This window comes from Exiguobacterium sp. ERU653 (assembly GCF_018617775.1).
In the GTDB taxonomy this organism is placed as follows: domain Bacteria; phylum Bacillota; class Bacilli; order Exiguobacteriales; family Exiguobacteriaceae; genus Exiguobacterium; species Exiguobacterium marinum.
The window spans coordinates 1-19838 of record NZ_JACSKV010000005.1 but is presented as its reverse complement, the minus strand read 5'-3'; the positions used below and the strand labels follow the sequence as shown (position 1 = coordinate 19838).

At 37.2% G+C, this 19838-nt stretch carries 15 protein-coding genes; 3 read left to right on the top strand and 12 right to left on the bottom strand.

Annotation, left to right across the window (positions count from 1 at the left end; all coding sequences use genetic code 11):
- Positions 1-283: 283 nt before the first annotated feature.
- Together KNO95_RS13260 and KNO95_RS13255 are read right to left on the bottom strand one after the other, a co-directional pair.
- On the bottom strand, positions 284-2779 hold the full coding sequence (locus KNO95_RS13260) for a heavy metal translocating P-type ATPase (RefSeq protein ID WP_214879284.1): 2496 nt from the start codon (positions 2777-2779) through the stop codon (positions 284-286).
- A gap of 4 nt (positions 2780-2783) precedes the next feature.
- A complete protein-coding gene (locus KNO95_RS13255; RefSeq protein ID WP_214879282.1) occupies positions 2784-3116 on the bottom strand; it encodes an ArsR/SmtB family transcription factor in 333 nt (110 codons plus the stop codon).
- Positions 3117-3240: 124 nt separating this feature from the next.
- Between KNO95_RS13255 and KNO95_RS13250 the strand changes: the two genes are divergently transcribed.
- Complete coding sequence (locus KNO95_RS13250) at positions 3241-3780, top strand: copper resistance CopC family protein (RefSeq protein WP_214879280.1); 540 nt, start codon at positions 3241-3243, stop codon at positions 3778-3780.
- Between the two features lie 430 nt (positions 3781-4210).
- On the opposite strand, the gene KNO95_RS13245 is transcribed toward KNO95_RS13250, so the two are convergent.
- The 3 genes from KNO95_RS13245 to KNO95_RS13235 form a co-directional block, all read right to left on the bottom strand.
- On the bottom strand, positions 4211-4435 hold the full coding sequence (locus KNO95_RS13245; protein WP_214879279.1) for a hypothetical protein: 225 nt from the start codon (positions 4433-4435) through the stop codon (positions 4211-4213).
- On the bottom strand, positions 4389-5063 hold the full coding sequence (locus KNO95_RS13240) for a hypothetical protein (RefSeq protein ID WP_214879276.1): 675 nt from the start codon (positions 5061-5063) through the stop codon (positions 4389-4391). Before KNO95_RS13240 ends, KNO95_RS13245 begins: the two co-directional genes overlap by 47 nt.
- Positions 5064-5372: 309 nt before the next feature.
- Positions 5373-6311, bottom strand: a complete 939-nt coding sequence (locus KNO95_RS13235) for a protein rep (RefSeq protein ID WP_214879274.1) — start codon at positions 6309-6311, stop codon at positions 5373-5375.
- Between the two features lie 142 nt (positions 6312-6453).
- Here KNO95_RS13235 and KNO95_RS13230 point away from each other — a divergent pair, with 142 nt between their 5' ends.
- Positions 6454-8271 carry a DNA/RNA helicase domain-containing protein gene (locus tag KNO95_RS13230; protein ID WP_214879272.1) on the top strand — a complete coding sequence of 606 codons (1818 nt, stop codon included), beginning with the start codon at positions 6454-6456 and terminating at the stop codon, positions 8269-8271.
- 96 nt (positions 8272-8367) lie between these two features.
- Here KNO95_RS13230 and KNO95_RS13225 read toward each other — a convergent pair whose 3' ends face one another.
- From KNO95_RS13225 to KNO95_RS13210, 4 genes are all read right to left on the bottom strand, one after another.
- On the bottom strand, positions 8368-9639 hold the full coding sequence (locus KNO95_RS13225) for an McrC family protein (RefSeq protein WP_214879270.1): 1272 nt from the start codon (positions 9637-9639) through the stop codon (positions 8368-8370).
- Positions 9639-11870, bottom strand: a complete 2232-nt coding sequence (locus KNO95_RS13220) for an AAA family ATPase (protein WP_251128385.1) — start codon at positions 11868-11870, stop codon at positions 9639-9641. Before KNO95_RS13220 ends, KNO95_RS13225 begins: the two co-directional genes overlap by 1 nt.
- Before the next feature lie 35 nt (positions 11871-11905).
- Positions 11906-12307: a hypothetical protein gene (locus KNO95_RS13215; RefSeq protein WP_214879268.1), complete on the bottom strand. Its 402-nt coding sequence runs from the start codon at positions 12305-12307 to the stop codon at positions 11906-11908.
- Positions 12308-12444: 137 nt separating this feature from the next.
- Positions 12445-13077, bottom strand: a complete 633-nt coding sequence (locus KNO95_RS13210; RefSeq protein ID WP_214879266.1) for a competence protein CoiA family protein — start codon at positions 13075-13077, stop codon at positions 12445-12447.
- A gap of 158 nt (positions 13078-13235) precedes the next feature.
- Here KNO95_RS13210 and KNO95_RS13205 point away from each other — a divergent pair, with 158 nt between their 5' ends.
- The gene (locus tag KNO95_RS13205; RefSeq protein ID WP_214879264.1) at positions 13236-13982 is read left to right on the top strand and encodes a hypothetical protein; all 747 of its coding nucleotides are present in this window, start codon (positions 13236-13238) and stop codon (positions 13980-13982) included.
- Between the two features lie 112 nt (positions 13983-14094).
- On the opposite strand, the gene KNO95_RS13200 is transcribed toward KNO95_RS13205, so the two are convergent.
- From KNO95_RS13200 to KNO95_RS13190, 3 genes are all read right to left on the bottom strand, one after another.
- A complete protein-coding gene (locus tag KNO95_RS13200) occupies positions 14095-14814 on the bottom strand; it encodes a DUF6710 family protein (RefSeq protein WP_214879262.1) in 720 nt (239 codons plus the stop codon).
- Positions 14815-14875: 61 nt separating this feature from the next.
- Positions 14876-17584, bottom strand: a complete 2709-nt coding sequence (gene lanKC / locus KNO95_RS13195) for a class III lanthionine synthetase LanKC (RefSeq protein ID WP_214879261.1) — start codon at positions 17582-17584, stop codon at positions 14876-14878.
- A 21-nt stretch (positions 17585-17605) separates the two neighbouring features.
- Positions 17606-19354, bottom strand: coding sequence for an ABC transporter ATP-binding protein (locus KNO95_RS13190; RefSeq protein ID WP_214879260.1), 1749 nt, complete (start codon positions 19352-19354; stop codon positions 17606-17608).
- Positions 19355-19838 lie beyond the last annotated feature (484 nt).

Genomic DNA, 19838 nt, shown 5'->3' with positions numbered 1-19838 from the left:
TAGTTTATGGCTACTTCTCCAAAAAAGAATGCGGTTACATTTAGTAAGAAAAAAATAATAGAATCACAACTTTTTTATCCCACAATGCGGAACAGCGTTCTATAATATGATTATATGCCACGTTTCTAAAAAAAACCACGAAAATATTGTCAAAAAAACGAACGATTTTTATTATCGATGAAATCTAAAATAAAAGAGGGTCCGACCACCAAAAAAACGGTAGCTAGACCCTCCTTTTATTAAAAAGCTTTAAAATTGGTTAGTTATATTCCAGCCTCTTTGATTAATTCATACTTCGCTTACGCATCAACAGAAGAGCATTCAATGTTACAAGCACTGCGGCTCCCGTATCACTCAAGACGGCCATCCAGAGCGTCAACCATCCAGGAAATACAAGAAGCATGGCAATCACTTTAACCACAATAGAGAACGTGATGTTTTGCTTGATGATCCGCATCGTCGCCTTGCTCAGATCAATCGTGTACGGTAATTTTTCAAGGTTGTCCGCCATCAGGACAACATCGGCCGTTTCTAACGCAGTGTCTGTTCCTGCCCCTCCCATCGCGATACTCAGGTCAGATGTGACGAATGCGGGGGCATCATTGATTCCGTCACCGACCATGGCCACTCGAAAACCATTCGATTTTAATTTTTTGACCGCATCAACCTTTTCCTCAGGAAGCAATCCTGCATGAACCTCATCAATCACTAGATGTTCCGCTACGTGAGCGGCTGCACCCGGACTGTCCCCGGTCAACATCACAAGTCGTTGGATTCCACTTTTTTCTTTAAGTTGGCGCAAGGCGATTTGGCTCTCCTCGCGAACCTCGTCTCTGAGTAAGAACATGCCTAAGATGCCTTCATCATTCCCAACCAAGACTAAGGTGTTTCCCCCGTCCTCGGCGCTATTTACATCAATTCGTACTGACGTCAGGTCATAGTCCATCTTTTCAAACCACTTAACGCTCCCAACAAAGTACTTGTCACCCTGGTACTCGCCAATAATCCCATTCCCAACCTCGTTCCGATTCGTCTCGAATGGAAGTGGTGTGATGGACTCATTCTCCGCATACTCAACGATTGCCTTGGCGAGTGGATGATTCGATTGATTTTCCATTGAATAGGCAATCTGCAAGACATGATTCCGATCATTTGCTAACGATATAAATTTTTGTACGGATGGTTTTCCTCTCGTCAACGTGCCCGTCTTATCGAATGCGATGGCCTGGAGACCAGCCGCCTTCTCAAGGTAAACCCCACCTTTGAGCAATACCCCATTTCTTGCCGCATTCCCGATTGCGGTGACAATCGCAACCGGTGTCGAGATGACAAGCGCGCAAGGACAAGCAATGACAATCAATTCCAATCCTTTATAAAACCATTCTCCCCACGTACCCAATTGAAGTAGTGGCGGGATCACCATTAAGATCAATGCTAGCACGAAGACGATTGGCGTATAGACTTTCGAGAAGCGATCGATGAACTCCTCGCTTGGCGCTTTCCTGTCCTGTGCTTCTTCCACCATCGATATGATCGTCGATAGCGTCGTATCCTTGTATGATTTGTCTACGAAAACCTCGAGCGCACCGTCAATGTTCATCGTCCCAGCAAACACTTTTTCACCTGCCCATTTGTCGACAGGAACGGACTCGCCTGTGATCGGGGCTTGATTGACACTCGACTGACCCGTCACGACCGTCCCATCAAGCGCGAACTGATCTCCCGGTCGGACCAAGATGCGTTCACCCACTTGAACGGATTCGACTGATTTCAAGACTGGACCTCCGTCGGTCAAAACAGTCGCCTCTTTCGGGGCAAGTTGAACGAGCTGTTTGATCGAATCTCGTGTCTTATCCAAGGAGCGCGCCTGAAGAAGGTTTCCAATCGCGAATAAGAATACGACCGTCGCGCCTTCTAACCATTCACCAATCAAAGCGGCTCCAATCGCTGCGACACTCATCAGTACGTTCATGTCCAAAGATTTCGCGCGGACCGCAAAGATTGCACTCCTGAACGCCTTGCCACCACTCAGAGCCAAAGCAACGGCGTACAACACATTGATGAATAGCTCGTTTGCGCCTAGGTATTGTGAAATCATCCCTGACCCGATGAGTAGCCCGGCAATCAGCAAAAGATGGCCCGTGGTCGATTTCTTGGTTACCGTGTTCGGCTCATCTTTCAGGTGTCCATCAAACCCGATTTTCCGCAACTCCGTCTGAACCTTGCCCAGACCCAAGTCATGATTGATTTCCATCTCCCCACGAGAGAAGTGAACGGAGATGTCATGTACGTCTATCAACCCGCTGAAATGTTTCTCGATTGTCGCCGCGCAACTACTACAATCCATACCTGTGACGATATACGTGTCTTTTTGATCATCCTCGGTAGGTAAGATCAGATTGAATCCATGGTTGCTCACTGCCGACTTTAATTTTCTCAAATCAGGTTCGATAGAGCTTTCAATCTTCAAGCTAGCTGTTCCATAACTGACAGAAACGTCTTCGTAATGAGGCTGTAAGGAAAGGATGCCTTTTTGCAGTGTGACCGCACAGGACGGGCAGTCCATCCCCTCTACCCGATAGACATAGGTCGAATCAGATGCCGAAACGACTTCTCGAGGCACTTCATCGTTTTGCATAGGGGTAGAACAACATCCCACTTTTTCGCCTGATTGTTTCACGTCATCTGCAGGAGAACCGCAACACGTCGATGGATTGTCATGACTTATTGTCTCTAGCTGGTTTGAAGTCTCATTCGACTTACAACACGAGTCGCTCATGATGTCACACCTCCCCCATATGATGTTCGCAACAGGCAGGTTCGTTTCCAACTTCAATCGTCAATTTTTCGAAGAGCTGAAGCAGCTCACGTACAGTTTCATTTCGTAGCGAGTAATAAACATACTTGCCTTGGACACGTTTTATAATCAAACCGCATCCTCTCAAACACGCAAGATGTTGTGAAACATTAGACTGGTTCCCTTCAACCGTCTCAACGATTTGCGTAACGGTCTTTTCACCGTCCCGAATCGTTTCAAGAATTTGCAATCTTGTTTTATTTGAAAATCCATGTATGACACGAGCCTTCAATTCAAAATCCTCGAGAACAGATTTCATAAAGTTTTGCCTCTCCTTCATTTTTATATTAGTGAAATCTAATATGACAATACTTATATATTAGTATTTCCGAATATGTAAGTCAAAGTTAGTTTTCAAATCTATCTCATTTAGGAGTTGAGACATGAAGTATCTCATTAGTACATATATCTTGCTTACAATGTTTTTAGCTGGAACTATCGGCGTTTCAGCCCATACAACACTTGAAAGCTCTACACCCGCAAATGAATCAATCGTCGAACCTCTGGATCGCCTAGTTCTTCATTTTAGCACCGAGATAGAGGCTGGAAAAGCAATCAAAGTGACCAACACCTCGACAAATCAAGATTTCGAAGGCCGCCTCAGTTACTCAGATGACCAGATGGTGCTCCAACTGAACTCAATTTTGACTTCCGGAGAATATCAAGTGGTCTGGAATATCATCGGCTTTGATGGACACCCCGTTGAAGGGGTCTATACATTTGTCGTCAAAGAAGCTGAAAAGACTGAAGATAGCTTACAAAATCAAATCGGAAGTCCCGAAGAAAAAGGTGAAAGACAGCCAATTCAAACAGAAGAGGTTCAAAACAGTTCGCTATCCACTTCTGACAGTCCAGTAGTGTGGAAAATTGCAATGGTTCTGGTTCTAATCCTTCTATCCTCATACTTTAAATCCCGAATTTGAAGAAAATTTGAATGGCGTTTGGAACTTAGTGTTAGCATGCCAAAGCTGTAACCGAGGAGATAATGGAAAATTTGCACGCATCCCTTCTCTTGAATATTTAGAGCGGCTTCATCGAAGAAACGAATTTTTCATCGAAAGTCATTACCCCCTACGCGAAACCTTACTTAATCAAACCGGTGCTTCTACTGACGCGCGCATTAAATATTTACAAACGATGTATAACTTAAGTGTATCTTTATCAGGTGGAATACGTTGGAAACCTGTTTTCGAATTACCAGCTTCTTTTTAAACGAATTAATGGTGATTTTCGATCAAGATCTAGTGCATAAATAAGACGTAACTCTGATTACTAATCGTATTGTTGATTGGAGTGTACCAACGGTTATCGCCAAATCCAAAGATCAATATGAATGACACCACTTCCTCCGTGTCACGTGGATTGGTTTAAATACAACGTGATAACGCGATATTGAGACATAACATACGTTACGCCGGGCAAAATGTAGTAGTCCCGATCATTAATCGAATAGGAAATGGGCCAATCGATGAGTTCTCGATAGATGAATTGCTTCATCTCATATATCGAGAACTCATTGCCGATCCATTGTTTAAATCGCTCGACGGCGTGCTTGGATAAAGTGATTGACTGTTTCATAATCCGTAAAACCTCCTTGGTGATGATGACGTAGTTGTCTGCGATACAACGTGAAAATTGGTCGATTATGTGCGATATACCACTGAATCAATGACTCAACAAACGCAATTGCGTTTCGATTCGTTTGTGGTGACTCGAGCAACACTTCGTAATCTGGGATGAATAGAACTGTTTGCGGAAGCGTAGAAGTAGGTTGTTCAAGGTATTGAACAACCACTTGAAAGACCGTTTCGTAGTCAACAGGAGGAGCGTTATCGACAAGAGACTGCAGATAAGACTTGTATTGAACAAACATCTGATGAACCACCGCAGTCGAAAAATAGTTAAAAATCGTCTGATCCTGATTCAAGTAATCTCGGAACAAATGAGTAAACTGTGTTTTAGTTACCGAACTGTTCGATGGGCAAACATGACGGATCGCCTCGTTCATATAGTGTCCGACGTAATTTGGGCGTACCGTTAAGGCGCGATCAATCCATTGATGATACGTAAAATGGCGATTTGTAGGCTGTAATTGAAGCGTCGTACGACGACGTGTAAGCACGTAGACTGCTTGTGGATAGAATTGTTCTAATGCGTCGTGCATAGATCGTGTGATTTGTGTAGACGTTTCAGATAGTTGATTCATAAGATTAGCTCCTTTGGTTTTTAATTTCAGTCACGCGTGGCGGTAGCCGCACCCATCACTTCATTCGAAGACGGTGTCATAAAGCCGATGTGCGAAAAACAATAGTTAGTGGGACTGTGCGACCTAACGAATCAGCATCGAAAGAAGTATTCATAAAATTTCAGGCTAACCCGGCGGCAGCCGGCAGAAGGTCAATAAATCGTGGACGATGTCTCAATACTGATCTGCGAAAAAGAGCTCGCTCTATTCATCGGGCAGCTTGTCTGCCCATCTTTTAAACGCACAAAAAAGGAAAGGATGCCTGCGGTATTACCACACGTTCCTTTCCTTGATACGTTGTGAACAATTCTGATACTGCCCTATTTCTTCTGACCATACATAGATGTGTCGATGTAAGTGGGAGCCACATACCTGACAAGATGTCGTCTCATTCGTCGTTTTTTGTTCTAATCGAATTTGATGAAGAGATTCTTTTAAATTCCCTCCAAACGCAATCAGTCGTCTCTTAAATAAGGCCTTCTCAAATGAATCAAACACCTGGTGCTTCATGATGCTGTTTAAATCGGATACTTTCATTGGATACTTACAGACTTCTAAAATCGCTCGTGTTAATGCGTCTTTTGTATCTGACTTGTGAGAACGAACACGTCGAACGTCTACCACTGGATCGTATGAAACACCTAAACTTTCTTTCCACAGACGCATCCAAACCGATTGTGACAAATAGTATTTCCCTGAAAAATAAGATGGGGGTACATTGATTAATACATGAAAATGCGGATGAAAAGTCTGTTCCTTTTCATTGTATGTAACTTCCAGTGCTCGAAACCACCCTTTTACAACAGAGCGAAATGCTTTGCGCTGCGAAAATCGTTGCCAGCTTTTCATCATTAAATCAATTTGACTAGCTAACTTATCATGATCACAATTTCGAATCGTCAAAGTTAAGAAAATCCAATTCTCATGTCGAACCTTATGTACATGTAACCACTCAATGGCTTGACCCAATTCTTGACCAATTATATGAGAACGATGAACAGTACACGTCGGACAATATCGATTCTTACAATATTGAATACTTGTTTTCTTTTGATCGACATGTTCCTCACACTGGTGCTCTAAGACAATTCGACTACACTGCCGAATAGATTCAGCTGCATGCTGCTTTCCAATCAATTCGTACTCCTGACTTAACGTTCGTTTAATCGGATCGAATTGATGTAAGGCTTTATATTTTTTATCTTTCAACAAGCTAAGCACCTATACCATACATTATTTAACTATATTATCAGTTATTGAAAGGGGATGATTATCATTTTACAAGAAGAGGAAATGAGTTATTCATGCGATATACTTTTAAATGAATGAAAGAAGTATGGAGGGAACGAACATGAGCGTAGGATGGAACGGAAGCATTCCGGAGTTTTTACAGCTAGATCAACATCAATTTTTAGAAGCTTTACATCAGTCGATTCCAGACGCTTCAGATAGCCAACATCGGGCTTGGATTGATACATATGAAAAATTACAACTTGTTTTCCGAACAACCCCTCATCTGAACGCATATCTCCTCTTTGAATATCAGATTTTAAGAGGTGGAGGTCGCCGTCCGGATGTTTTATTACTCGTCAACAATCAGTTATTTGTGATTGAGTGTAAAAGCTACAATTCATGTAGCCCAGGCGATGTAGAAAATCTGCAAACCTCTTTATATGTCCGAGATCTAGAACAATACCATTCAGCAGTACAAAATAAAGAAATCGAGGTTCATGGTATTTTACTCTTTACAAATTGCCGAGATGAACGCTTGATATTAGATAATAAATATAAGATTTATCTCGCATCGATGCATGGGTTTAAGCGAATTATCAACAAAGTATTAATACGAAATGATTCCCCCGCTCTATGTGTCGAAGAGTTTTTAGAGGGTACTTATCAACCCGCTCCATCAATTATCGAAGCGGCACAAATCATTATGAAGCAGGAACCGCTTCCACGTGTTCGAGCTCTTGATAGTAGCAATTTTGAACATGTATACAGATCTGTACAATCCATTATTGAACAAGCAAAATCACATAATGAGCATCATCTTGTCTTGATTACCGGAGAACCCGGTGCAGGTAAAACATACTTAGGTCTACGAATCGCACATGATCACCCTGAAGCCATTTATCTATCTGGAAATGGACCACTTGTAGACGTACTTCAACATACACTTCAAAATCGTACATTTGTGCAAAGTCTATATAACTACAAAATGGATTACTTAAAACGCCAATCGACTCCACACGAACAAATTATCATTTTTGATGAAGCACAACGCGCATGGGATACGAATAAAGTAAATCAGTCGTTAGTAAATAAGAATATACCTATTCCTAACCTGAGTGAGCCCGACATTGTCATGAATATTGCGACCGAACGCAAAAATTGGAGTGTCACGATTGGCTTAGTCGGTGAAGGGCAAGAAATATATTCTGGAGAAGAGGGAGGCCATCCTTTATGGAATGAGGCGTTGATTGATAAACATGTGATCGTACACGGTAAACAGGATGCTGCACTCTTTACGCATGCTACTTGTGTCCAATCATCTGAAATGCTGCACTTAGACACTTCCTTACGATCACATGCAGCACTCGAATATAGTCGCTTTGTTAAAAGTATCATTGATGCAGATTTTCAAACCGCTGCTACAATCGGACAACACTTAGACACGTCACGCTTCCATCTCCGCATTACGCAAAATCTTGACATAGCAAAAATGGTTGCTCGAGATCTGTATACAGATGATACCAAAACGATTGGTGTTGTTTGCGCAGGTGGAGCAGATCATCAAAAAGAAATTAAAGTAATACCTCGTAATGATCGATACGAGAGTCCTTCAAAAATTGCGCAATTTTTTAACGTACCTACTTCTCCTTTCTATTGTAGAACGTTAAATTACGCAATCACTGAGTTTCAGTCGCAAGGACTAGAGCTCGATTTCGCGATATTGCAGTGGGACAATGACTTCTATGTAAAAGATGGCCAATGGGTCGGAACTCATTTTCAACGAAACGTTGAGGACCCGCTCCAGATCAAACGAAATGCATATCGCGTCAATTTAACTAGAGGGCGTGATGGTCTTATTATCTATATCCCTAATAAGACAGAACTCGAGGAAACCTGGTATACATTTAAGGACATCTTACGCATTCCAGAATTATAAAAAAAGAATGTCGCTACATCATGTAGCAACATTCTTTTTTGTATACAACACAATAGAGTTCAAATGTAAACATTTCGACGTCGAAATGTTTACACCCTAAGATAAAAACGTTTGGATAAACGATATTAAGCTTTGTTCGATATCTTCACACTGAACAAACACAATTCTTACTTGAATCCCATCATCACTCGTAAATACGATATCTTCATCAACATGGAATCCGTCATGCAAAGGATACATTAAAAAGATTTCGTTTGTGCCGTATTTCTTTCCATAAGCATACATCTGATACATGTCTGCCTGTGATATGCCATAGTTGCGACTTGGTAGATTTTCGAGTACTTTCCACTTCGTGTCTATAATCATAATTTGTTGTGTGACGCTATGACGAAGCACAATATCTGGCCGTAAAGCGAATTTTTTCTCGAATAAATGATAACTACGATCCTGCAATGATACGTTCCAATTTGAATCATGCAATAAATGCTTCAAGGATTTCCCTACGTAGTTTTCGAATAATCGTTCCATTGGATATAACAAAGAATTCATCGCAATATCCCCGGAGAAACTTGTAAAACTCTGCTTATTTAAAAACACGTTAGCCCAATTTAAAGCATTTTCGTAATGAATCATATTTCGACCTAACTGAACCAGTGAAAAATCGTGTTCTATAGAGGATGATGTTTCAACGGCATCCATGTGATAAAGTAACTGTTTAATATCTTTTCGATTTAACTCATTTGCAGATATTTTGTTTAAGTATACAAGCGTAGTCTTTAGCAAGCGATTCTCCGCTCGATTCAGGCCAAACTCATCATATGACACATAAAATCGCTCTCGATGCGTTAGGTTATGGCGAATCTGTTTCGAGAAATTCATTTTACCTTTATAAACCGTTAAGTTATCTTCAACAGGATAATAACTAGATTGTAACCCTTTACGAATAATGATCTGCATTTCTCGAATATATAATCTAATGAACACTTCAAACAGAGGCATAGCTTCAATACTCAAACTAGCCACATTAAATGATTTACTTGGAAAGTCCCCAAGTGTCTTTAGCATTTTTAACAATACTGTTTTTGATTCTGATTTCGTTACCCCGTGAATTTTAGGGAGGATTTGAATTTGTTGATGCTGATTAATTTGTAAGACACCTACGTAATTTTTCGCTCGAATTACTTTCCCAACACCACGCTTAGCGGAAAGTGACAAAAAGTCAATCGCTGCTGAGTCTCCAGATATGACATTCATCTGGAGAACAATTTGCTCTAGTTGATCGAATGATTTTTGATCAATCCCATTAGGACCGGTACCAACCGCTAAAGTATCATGCTCTAACACTTCAATGACTTTAGCTTTTACCATTATTCATAAATCTCTCGATAGCTTGCTGGATTAGAAAAGGCCGATCGTTGCAATGTATATTGCTTCTCCAGTAAGTCAATTTCTGGATTGCCTTTAAAAACATATTGAACGTTTACGTCAGACTCTCGAATAAATTTGAGAGAATCTTCTTTTGCATTATCCCCTAGAACCATTTGAATCTTACTATAATCCTCATAGAAGTATTCTTGTAGCAATGGAATGATTGAATTGATAAAAATACTACTCAACGCTTCAAGTGTCGGATTACTCTTGAGTGATACAAAGTATGCATGTCCTAACATATGCTCACGGTCATATAGCACTTCGATTCGTTGATTCATCGCTCTCAACATGTCTTCTACACGAATTGAGTCGACGATTACTCCGGCTAAGACATTCTCATCTGGCATCATTTCAATGAACTGAAACCTTCTTCTCAGTGCAGTGTCCATCAATGCAATGGATCGATCCGCGGTATTCATCGTTCCTAAAATGTATATGTTATCGGGAACTCCAAATTCAGTTTTTGAATAAGGGAGTTGGACTTTCATTTCTTCATCCGCCCCGATACGTTTCGAAGGTTCAATGAGTGTGATTAGTTCGCCTAAAATTTTTGAAATGTTTCCTCGGTTAATTTCATCAATAATGAAAACATAGGGTTCCCTATTTTTTGATGTGACCAGCCCTTGTTGTGGTATATGTGGCTGTAAAATAGTTTGTATATCTTGCAACGTTAATCGATTTAATTTGTATACAGTTTTTTGAACCAGGACCTTTCCGCCGTTTAAATCTAATATGTTTTCATGTATATCTTTAGCGAGCCACTTTACTTTTCTACTACGTTTATAATGAGTAATTTCAAGATTGTTCTTATCTTTTACATAATCCTCTTTAGAGTCTAACCATTCAGGCGCACCTATAATGACTCCGATCGCATCAATGTGTTTTTGATCACTTAAGGATAAAACAATATCCCCTTCCTCCATTTCATTTTGAAAGTTATTTAGAATATCTTTTACAGTTCCTTCTGGTTCTTTTGTTCCGCCTAATAGGTTTTCTCCAAAGTGATCCCATCCAATTCGGATTCGATTATTCTCAAAACAATCACGTTTTAATTCACTCACACCACTTCCACCGAGAGAGACTTTCCAAATCTGTGCATTTCGTTTAATTCCATAGGACGTTAAAAAATCCCCAGGTTCACTAGCAGTTTCACAAAAATCTTTGAAAATTCCTGGCTGAATTTGATACTCAATTTGAATCTGTTCACTATCTAGAGTTGGTTTGATCCCCTCTATAAATTCTTCGTATCCATATGATTGATGGAAAGTTGTAAACGCGATCCTGTTTTTAACTTTGTAGCTATTGTATCGCTTCAATACGTCATCATAAGACTCACTTTGAAGAGCTTCTAACGAGACATGTTCAATAATACTTACTGCATATAAAACGGTATGATACGTTTTACCGGTTCCAGGCGGTCCATACAGAATAATATTTTTATCGTACATCGACTGACTCTCCTTAGTGTTTCCGATTTTTAACGATTGTTGGTCAGAAGGGGGAGTATCTTTAATAATGTAGTCATAGCATTGTTTCAGTATTTCAAAAGCCTTTGATAGCTCTTCAAAAATGTTTTCATTTGAATATTCACGTTCTTCGATCTCGGACGAAGACAGCATGTACACGAGCTGTACTTTCTTATACTCTTTTGAGTTTATTTTAGTTCGAATTTCTTCTGCAGTTTCATCACTGTTCATGAAGCCTAACGTTTGATCAGTTGATATGACATATGAGTAATGTGTGTCTTCTGGAAGTGGATAATCTAGTAAACGGTGATGTCTTTCTCTATCTTCCTCGGTTACCCCTTCTTGTTTTAACTCAATTGATAACCTGAACTGTACCTGTCCCTGAACTTTTTCAGCAAATATTGAAAGACTAGTTGGAATATGTACATGACCTTCTTGTTTTAATTGTGCCCATAGATAAGAACGAATCGCCGTATTCGAACCATCTAACCATTTAGATTTTGAAGGGGGAATTAAATCATACATACTCGCAAATGCTTTTGATAATTTATGTAATTCATCAGCGGCTCTCCCACCGCTCTTTTTCCGTTCTATCATTTCATCTTTAGTTTCTAATGGTACTCGATCTGGACTTGTATATTTCTCGCCTGCGTACTTAGATAAGTGCGTTAGAATCGCATTAAAATTAATCTCAGAGTTCATTCTCGTATGGTTCCACCTTTTTCATTTATTTGACCTTACTCATTCACTTCATTTGATTCTATTTGACGAAGTCTTTGTTCAATTTTGAATTCAAATTCATTTAGTGTTCGATCTACAATTCTATTTGCTGCATTTTCAACTTTGTCGAGATTTGGGATAGGGAAATCAAATCCTATAATTTGATCTCGCGATAAATCATTCCATCCCCCAATATAAGCTGTTACTTCTGCTCTTCGCATCATCTTATTTAATAAGTCATAAAATATGTTCGTCTCCGCTGCAACAAAGTACCTACCATCATTAATGGTTAAGAAAGGCTTCCCGGCCTTTGATTTTCCGTAACGAATATTTTTCACTGTGACCTCTTTTTTAATCACAGCATTATGCGCTTGGCACATGAGATAATGTGCACCTTCTAACACTTTCTGATTATTCATTCCGATCTCGGGTTGATCGAGTAGCTCTTTTCTCAATGCTTGAACAGCTCGCTTTTTTAAATGGAGCTCAGGTAAAACACTCTCTTCTTGTATAAGCTGTATATGTAAGTCTTGTTTATATGTATTAAATAAATACTTCAGTACATTTGATTCACTTTCTCGTCAAAGAAACCGGGTAAATAATAATCGTGAAGTTTAAATTCGACATGGGTTGTACTGAATTGTTTTGGAACTAGCTCCATGAACGGGATTTGATGCTCAATAAAATAGGCTCGCTTTTCAGGTTCAATTTGATGACTTACGAATATCTCAAAACAAATACTATTTTGCAGTTCCTCATTCGCTGCAAACACATCCACGATATAAGGTCCTACTTTTCTCTCGATTTCTCCAATCTCCGGAAAATAACCGTAGTATTCCAAAATATCATAAAGTTGTATCGTTCCTTCATTTTGAATGGGTATCATTTCGCTTAAATCTTTTAGTACTTTAGAGTGATCACTCCATAAAAATTGAAATTCGACGTTTAATGTACTTGATCCACTAATCAAATCTGCAAGGTAATGCTTTGCATGAAAATGTAGTATCGTTTCTTGTGATGCGGAACAATTTGAGTGCGCTGCATGTGCAAAATGATGTTCGCGTGCTTCGCCTTTTTTAAACAGAACTTGCTCATTGCAAAATGGACATGTATACAATTTATCGCGGTCATGCACCTCTGAAATATGAAAGAGTCGTGATCCGTTCTTTGCATAACTCAATTTAATCATTTAATATGTGTCCTCCAAATCGATGATAAGTATAATTTTACCTTTTTTACGAGGGAAACCCTTTATTTTTTTCGTCTTAGGTTCATAGTATTTCGAGTTTATAATGGGATACATGCGGTATGGTATACTAAAAAAAAATGACGTGGAGTGAATATGATATGGCCTCAAACGAAACAAAAGTAAAATCATTTCGTGTCTCTGAAGAAGTGACAGAACATATTCAACGTTTAATGCAAGAACGACAACTAACGACGAATCAATTATTTGAAGAGTTTATTCAATTAGCTGATAAACAATCACCAGACCCATTAATCGATGAAGAGAATAATGTACTTGAAACAACACTTAATCAGATTACTTCACTCTTTCATGAACGAGCTCTTCGCTTAGAGAAGCAACAAAAAGAAACTCAACGCATGACAATTCAATATACTGAAACGATACGTGAACTTGAAGACAGTGTTGTGAAGGAAAGTGAAGACCTTCATCGAGAATATGAAGCTAAAGTCATGCAACATCAGGAAGAGCTAGAACAACTTCAACAGCAATTGGACCAACTACATACAGATAAACAAAACTTACTAAATGCACTAGAGACTGAGAAACAATCAGCGAAAGAAGAGTTGAAGGTTCATAAAAAGACGATCTTTGATTTGGAAGGGAATATTCGAAAATTAGAAGAGAGTCAAAAACAATTAAATCGTCAAAACCAGAGTTTAATGGATGCTGTAGATGAATTAAAAAGTAAAACGCGTCGGAGTGAACAACTCGAAGAAGAGAATCAAAAACTTCATTTAGAAGTTCAACTTCTTCGACGTGAAAAAGAAGCGTTTGAACATCGACTACAAGAACAGGTAGAGCTTGCTGTTCTTCGGGAACGAAACCTTCAACAGAATAGTTCGTAATTTAAAAAGGTATTGAAATTCTCACTAATGAATTTCAATACCTTTTTATTTAGTTTCATCAAAGTAACGTATAAAGTCGTATTTAACAATACTGATTGCTAGTCAAATTTTTTCAATATGACAATTTTGTATCTCGATCGTTCTGAATTAGTAATCTACCAATTTCGAAAATTGCCGCCATTTCAAGAGAAGTAACTCGGCCAATAACCTTATGATCAGCGATTGACTTAAAGTGGACTCCATCAGAGTAAATTTTGCTAAACCATGGTTCCAAATCAACATATTGAGTAGCTTTAAATTGAGCCTCATTTGAAATGATATTCATAGTCGCAGAGTGATTTCCATTATCTATCACGCCTATTTTAATCGGGTCAATCATCGTAAGTCGATGATTTAAATCCTGATGCTCCCAGGGGTTTCCTACTTCATTCCCCACCTCCATAAAGGCACTAAATAAACGCTCTTGATTCCAGGGATAAGAGAATATCAAATATTTACTCGGATTTATTAATTGAATATCCTCTTGTATTGTTTTATATGAAAGTAATTCATATAAATTGCGACTTTCTATAGGTGAAATATTCATAAATAATTGGTCAATTCCTGAGTCATTGTTATTTTTAATTGATCCATCTATACAATCAACTATTCTTTGAAATTGAGTGGGCTTCCCTAATGTATAAATATAATCAAAAATCCGGCCTGGATGTGGTCCTTCTAAGATCTTTTTCGCTGTATCAATAATAATTTTGAATTTTTCTTGAGATTCTCTATTCTTATTTTCTATTAACAAACTTGAAAAACGTGACAGCTTTACTTTCAGTTTACCCATTAATACTAATCCCCTTTGAAAAAGACAAATCTTTAAATAATGTCGAAGTGGTTGTTACCATTTAAATAAATATTGCTGATTTTAATGATCTTCTGACCGGAGTGGAGTTAAATAGATTAACACCGCTATCTGGTATTGGTAAAAATGATCCCCATTTATCTTTTTTCAAGTCAGCTAAGGTGAGTAATACACCTGCAGATCCCGTATATAAATCCATAGAACACTTCAAATTGAATGCTCCTGGACTTAACAATTCTTCAGTTCCATTTCGTACTAAAAAGTTATTTAAACCGCTTAGAATTACCTCTTTTGAATTTGAAGTAGTAGAATTCGAAATATCATTAGCCTGTGCAACACTAAGGAATCCTGCATATCCATCCATTAGTCCAGCAGTAGCTGAACAATAAAATTCATGGCTCTTTTTGAAACGCTTCAGAATTCGTTCACGAGATTCATTTAAATAGTTTGGATTGTCTTTTTTGAACTCGAGCATTGCCAGATTCAATCCCGCCGATCCTTCTCTTAAATAAGGAATAGCTTTTCGGATCTCTAAGTCATGCTTCAAAATATATAACTCATCAACTTCCTCGGACTCTAAAGCTGCATTGAATGAATCATCTAGAATTTTATAAGCGATTTCTGTATTTCTATTATCAAGTAAATCATCGTACTTAGATAAGAAAAGTGCTGCCCCACTCCAGCCGGTTAAAAGACCATAGTTTATTGGAGTTTCTAAGTCTTCGAAAGGAGTTTCTTCCTTAAGAGAATATAATCGAATAATTCTATTGTAGATATGATCAACACAATTTAATATCTTCTCATCTTTTAAAATGTCATAAAATGAAAGCAATAATAAACCGACACCTGATAATCCAGACTCAATTGAAATATCTTCAATTGCTTCAATTTGCTCATAACTACAACGCTTAATCAATTGATCAAGAATGTTCAATGCTCTTTCTTTGTATCCTAATTCGTAAAGCACAGTAATAATTCCAGAATAGCCATCGTACAGACCAATCTTACTCCACGTATTTTTAGAGTAATTTTCAACATAAGGAACAATAATTTCAAACCAATTGCTATATTTAATTTTAATTGTAGGTATCAAGGTACGATCAGACCGAATTAAAGACATTAATACCCCAAAAGAACCATAAGCAATGTTATGTTTATAAATATTATCCCTTTCAAGATATTGCCTAACATTCCCTTCAGTTAAACCGATATTATCAACTTTTAAATTATTTAGAATACCTTTTTGTAAGCCACTCATGGTCTCTTCAATACTCTTTGAATTAAGCTCCCTCACAGGAATGTTTAGCTTAGATTCAATTCCTGAAGACTTAGGCTGCAAATTTGTGTATTTTGCTACACGACTCTCAATATCTTGTAAAATTTTTCTTGCTCGTTCTCCAAATTTATTTTGAATAGCTTCATCATGGATATGAGCTAACTGTGGTGAAATATCAACAACATTAGGGATGGGTAAGAAAAGCAATCGCGAAATTCTATAAACAGCAAACCAATCTGCCTCTCTAAATGTTTGAGCTTCATTTGAAAACAAACCTGGTGTTGCAACAGCCGCGATGAATTTTTTATCAGGTGTTTTTGCTGCTTCAAAATCAATCAGTTTAATCTTTAGTGTTTGATCATCAATCATGATGTTTGTTAAGCTGAGATCTCCCATCGCTACACCTTTGCTATGGATTTGATCAATCGTAGAAACTAACTGTTGTAAAATGATGTCGCATTTTTCAACATAAGCATTATTTTTTTCTTGAATACTCGTTGTAAAAGGAAACTCTTGTGAAATGAAGGCTTGTAAGTTTCTTCCCTCATGAAATTCTTCAGTGAAGTAGTTGTGTCGCCATGCTGTAAAATATTCATAAACATTTATTACTGTATCAACATCTTTTAATCGATCAAGATTATAAAATTCATTTTTATTTCGCTGAAATGCGTCAGTTCGAGTAGAGTCAATTCCCGACTTACTTCGCCCCTCTTTTAAAATAATCTTTTGTCCATTTTTTTCAGCAATGTATACACCTCCGCCATTACTGTGATGTATTGCCTCTAAAATAGTAAATTCATTTAGCTTAAAGAATTCATCTTCTGCAGGATAAGTATTTTGAGATTGAATCATCTCAGGTTCCTCAACAAAATCTGGAAGATGATAATAAGGTACTCGTTGATCTTCAATCAATTCTCCATCAGGTGTTTTAATAGCTAATACTTCTTTTCCGTTTACTAATTTCACAACTTTTTTAAGACCACCGTATCTAAAGAAAACATTACTTTCTTTCCACTGTTGATCGTTTAAAATATAAGGTCCCAATTCATATGCATCTGTAATGTTTTTCAATTGATCTAATAAATGTATAAATTGTTCAGTGTCTTTAGGATATACAGTTATAAACTTTCCTGATGCTCCTCTATTTGCGTACTTTACGTTTTTATTCATCAAAGTTCTTAAACTAGGTACATACTTAAATGAAATATTTTGGTCAATTAAAAATTGAGCTACATCAAATAATAGATTTTGAGCATCACTTACATCAGCAGAGATGTGAATTTTCCATCCTTGAGAAGGAAAATCATATTTATTTGAAATAATATTAATCCAATGCTCGTCCGAATATTTTGTCCAATGATCTTCACGAAACGGTGGTATATCAAAAGTACCGTCGAGAACATCTTTTACAATGTCAAAACCAAAAAATGGACTCTTTTTGTTTTTTGAATACTTCAAATAATCTGTCATTTCCATATAGAATTCTCCTTTTAATTTTTATCCTACATTTGTAATTACATTATCTTTAATTAATTGATCTTCGACAAAACGCTTATATTTTGGTACTTTCTTTAATAATTCAGTATGGCTACCCGAATCTTTTATAGTTCCATTATCAATAAAATAAATTCGATCGGCATCAACTATCGTTGATAATCTATGAGCGATCGAGATTACAGTTTTCTTGCTACCGCTTGAAGATAAATTTTTAATAATTGTTTTCTCTGTAAATGAATCAAGACTTGATGTTGCCTCATCAAGGATTAAATACTGAGCATTTTTCAATATAGCTCTAGCAATTTGTAAACGTTGTCTCTGACCACCAGATAAATTCATACCCTTTTCGCCTATCGAGGTTTGGATTCCGTTTGGGAACTTGGAAACGTCATTCGATAGACAAGACATTTCTAATGCTTCATGAATATCACTATCATTCGGTATTTCTTTTAATCCAAGCACTAAGTTGTCATATATCGTACCACTCAAAATAGAATTTTCTTGTGAAACCACTCCAAATAGATTACGCCATTGATGTAATTGAATATTGTATGAATTTCGCTCATTTAATAGGATTTCTCCTTCATCAACTAAGTACAATCTTGTAATTAAGTTAATTAATGTACTCTTTCCAGATCCAGTCGGGCCAACTATAGCAATTTTTTCACCCTTCTTAAACTCCATATTAATATCATGTAAAATACTTCTTTGTCCGTGTGAAAAACAGATGTTAGACAATTTTAAAGTACTAGCTTGAGCAACTTGAAAATTCCAAGTATCCACTTTATTAAAATCATTTTTTGAATTTTCTTCTTCTGAATTTTCTTCTAGAATTTCATTTATTTTTTCTGTTGCACCTTGTGCTCTCATATAATGATTATAAAAGTCAGCAACACTATTTACCGGACCAATCAATTGAAATAAGAAAATCATAAATGAAATCATAGTTCCCGTTGAAAGCGTACCTTGTTCTACTCTATAGCCACCGTACAGTACCACTAAAATGATGAGACACACTGCAAAGAGCTTTTGTGAAGGATTTACTATAGCAAATATTAAGTTTGACTTTATTGAAAGATTTTTAAGTTGATCTCCTTCTTCTGTAAACTTTGACAAGGTATGTTGTTCTGCGGTGTTAAGTTTGATTGTTCGAATATTACTTATGTTTTCTGAAGTAATACCAATTAAATTACTTAGACTTCTCTGAGTTTCCATCGAAATTTTTCTACTTAATTTACTCATTGGAAAAGTCAGTAGTACATTTAGAGGGAAAATGATAAATAATAACGATGCCAGTTTCCAATCTAGATAAAGGAGTATTGCCATAGAAGTTAAAATAGCTGTCAAGCCATTAATCATCTGAGGAATATTAATAGTTAGGAAGTTTCTAAGTAATGTAGCATCATTTATTACCCTGCTTGATATAGCACCGCTATTGTTAGCGTCAAAATACTTAACAGGTAAATTTAATATATGTTCTTTGACATTTATTCGAATTTTTGCAATTTGTTTTTCACCTTCAGAAGTAATTAGGTATGTACCAATTGATGTGAAGATCGTTTGTAAAATTAGTAATCCGAAAATAACAAACGCCCAATTAAAGTTCATACTATACTCATTATTACTATCAATAAATTCTTTTACAGATAGAGGAACTAAGACAGTCATCACAATAGCAAATAGATTAATAATTATTCCAACTACAATTGATCTATTAATTTTTATTAACTTGAAGACTCCATTTTTCATTTCTTATCCGTGTCCTTTTCTTTTAACAAGGTTTTCGATTAGGCAATTATATGTTTAAGTAAGTTAACTAAATGTTAAATATAAAAATTTGGATGATACCTTGTATGTACATGAATAGATATCATCCAAAAATTCAAAACAAGAATTTAGCAGAAAATGCTGAAGCTACTGTTGAAATCTGAGCTACTACTGCTACTTGAACCACTCGAGCCACCTTGATCTACGTTTTTGCTTCGGGTTGTTTTTTGTAATTCTAACGCTGGGTTCTTCATAAGAATTCTCTCCTTTTGTAATGTTTCATTTTATGTTTTGATTAGCAGAAAATACTGAAGCTACTATTAAAATCATTACTTGAACTACTGCTACTTGAACCGCTTGATCCACCTTGGTCTACGTTTTTGCTTCGGGTTGTTTTTTGTAATTCTAACGCTGGGTTCTTCATAAGAATTCTCTCCTTTTGTAATGTTTCATTTTATGTTTTGAT

What these genes read in the sequence shown, in the direction of transcription:
- KNO95_RS13215 (WP_214879268.1), bottom strand. Translation starts at nt 12,307, where the DNA reads ATGAATAATCAGAAAGTGTTAGAAGGTGCACATTATCTCATGTGCCAA.
- KNO95_RS13245 (WP_214879279.1), bottom strand. Translation starts at nt 4,435, where the DNA reads ATGAAACAGTCAATCACTTTATCCAAGCACGCCGTCGAGCGATTTAAA.
- KNO95_RS13230 (WP_214879272.1), top strand. Translation starts at nt 6,454, where the DNA reads ATGAGCGTAGGATGGAACGGAAGCATTCCGGAGTTTTTACAGCTAGAT.
- KNO95_RS13190 (WP_214879260.1), bottom strand. Translation starts at nt 19,354, where the DNA reads ATGAAAAATGGAGTCTTCAAGTTAATAAAAATTAATAGATCAATTGTA.
- KNO95_RS13240 (WP_214879276.1), bottom strand. Translation starts at nt 5,063, where the DNA reads ATGAATCAACTATCTGAAACGTCTACACAAATCACACGATCTATGCAC.
- KNO95_RS13220 (WP_251128385.1), bottom strand. Translation starts at nt 11,870, where the DNA reads ATGAACTCTGAGATTAATTTTAATGCGATTCTAACGCACTTATCTAAG.
- KNO95_RS13210 (WP_214879266.1), bottom strand. Translation starts at nt 13,077, where the DNA reads ATGATTAAATTGAGTTATGCAAAGAACGGATCACGACTCTTTCATATT.
- KNO95_RS13260 (WP_214879284.1), bottom strand. Translation starts at nt 2,779, where the DNA reads ATGAGCGACTCGTGTTGTAAGTCGAATGAGACTTCAAACCAGCTAGAG.
- KNO95_RS13225 (WP_214879270.1), bottom strand. Translation starts at nt 9,639, where the DNA reads ATGGTAAAAGCTAAAGTCATTGAAGTGTTAGAGCATGATACTTTAGCG.
- lanKC (WP_214879261.1), bottom strand. Translation starts at nt 17,584, where the DNA reads ATGGAAATGACAGATTATTTGAAGTATTCAAAAAACAAAAAGAGTCCA.
- KNO95_RS13250 (WP_214879280.1), top strand. Translation starts at nt 3,241, where the DNA reads ATGAAGTATCTCATTAGTACATATATCTTGCTTACAATGTTTTTAGCT.
- KNO95_RS13205 (WP_214879264.1), top strand. Translation starts at nt 13,236, where the DNA reads ATGGCCTCAAACGAAACAAAAGTAAAATCATTTCGTGTCTCTGAAGAA.
- KNO95_RS13255 (WP_214879282.1), bottom strand. Translation starts at nt 3,116, where the DNA reads ATGAAATCTGTTCTCGAGGATTTTGAATTGAAGGCTCGTGTCATACAT.
- KNO95_RS13200 (WP_214879262.1), bottom strand. Translation starts at nt 14,814, where the DNA reads ATGGGTAAACTGAAAGTAAAGCTGTCACGTTTTTCAAGTTTGTTAATA.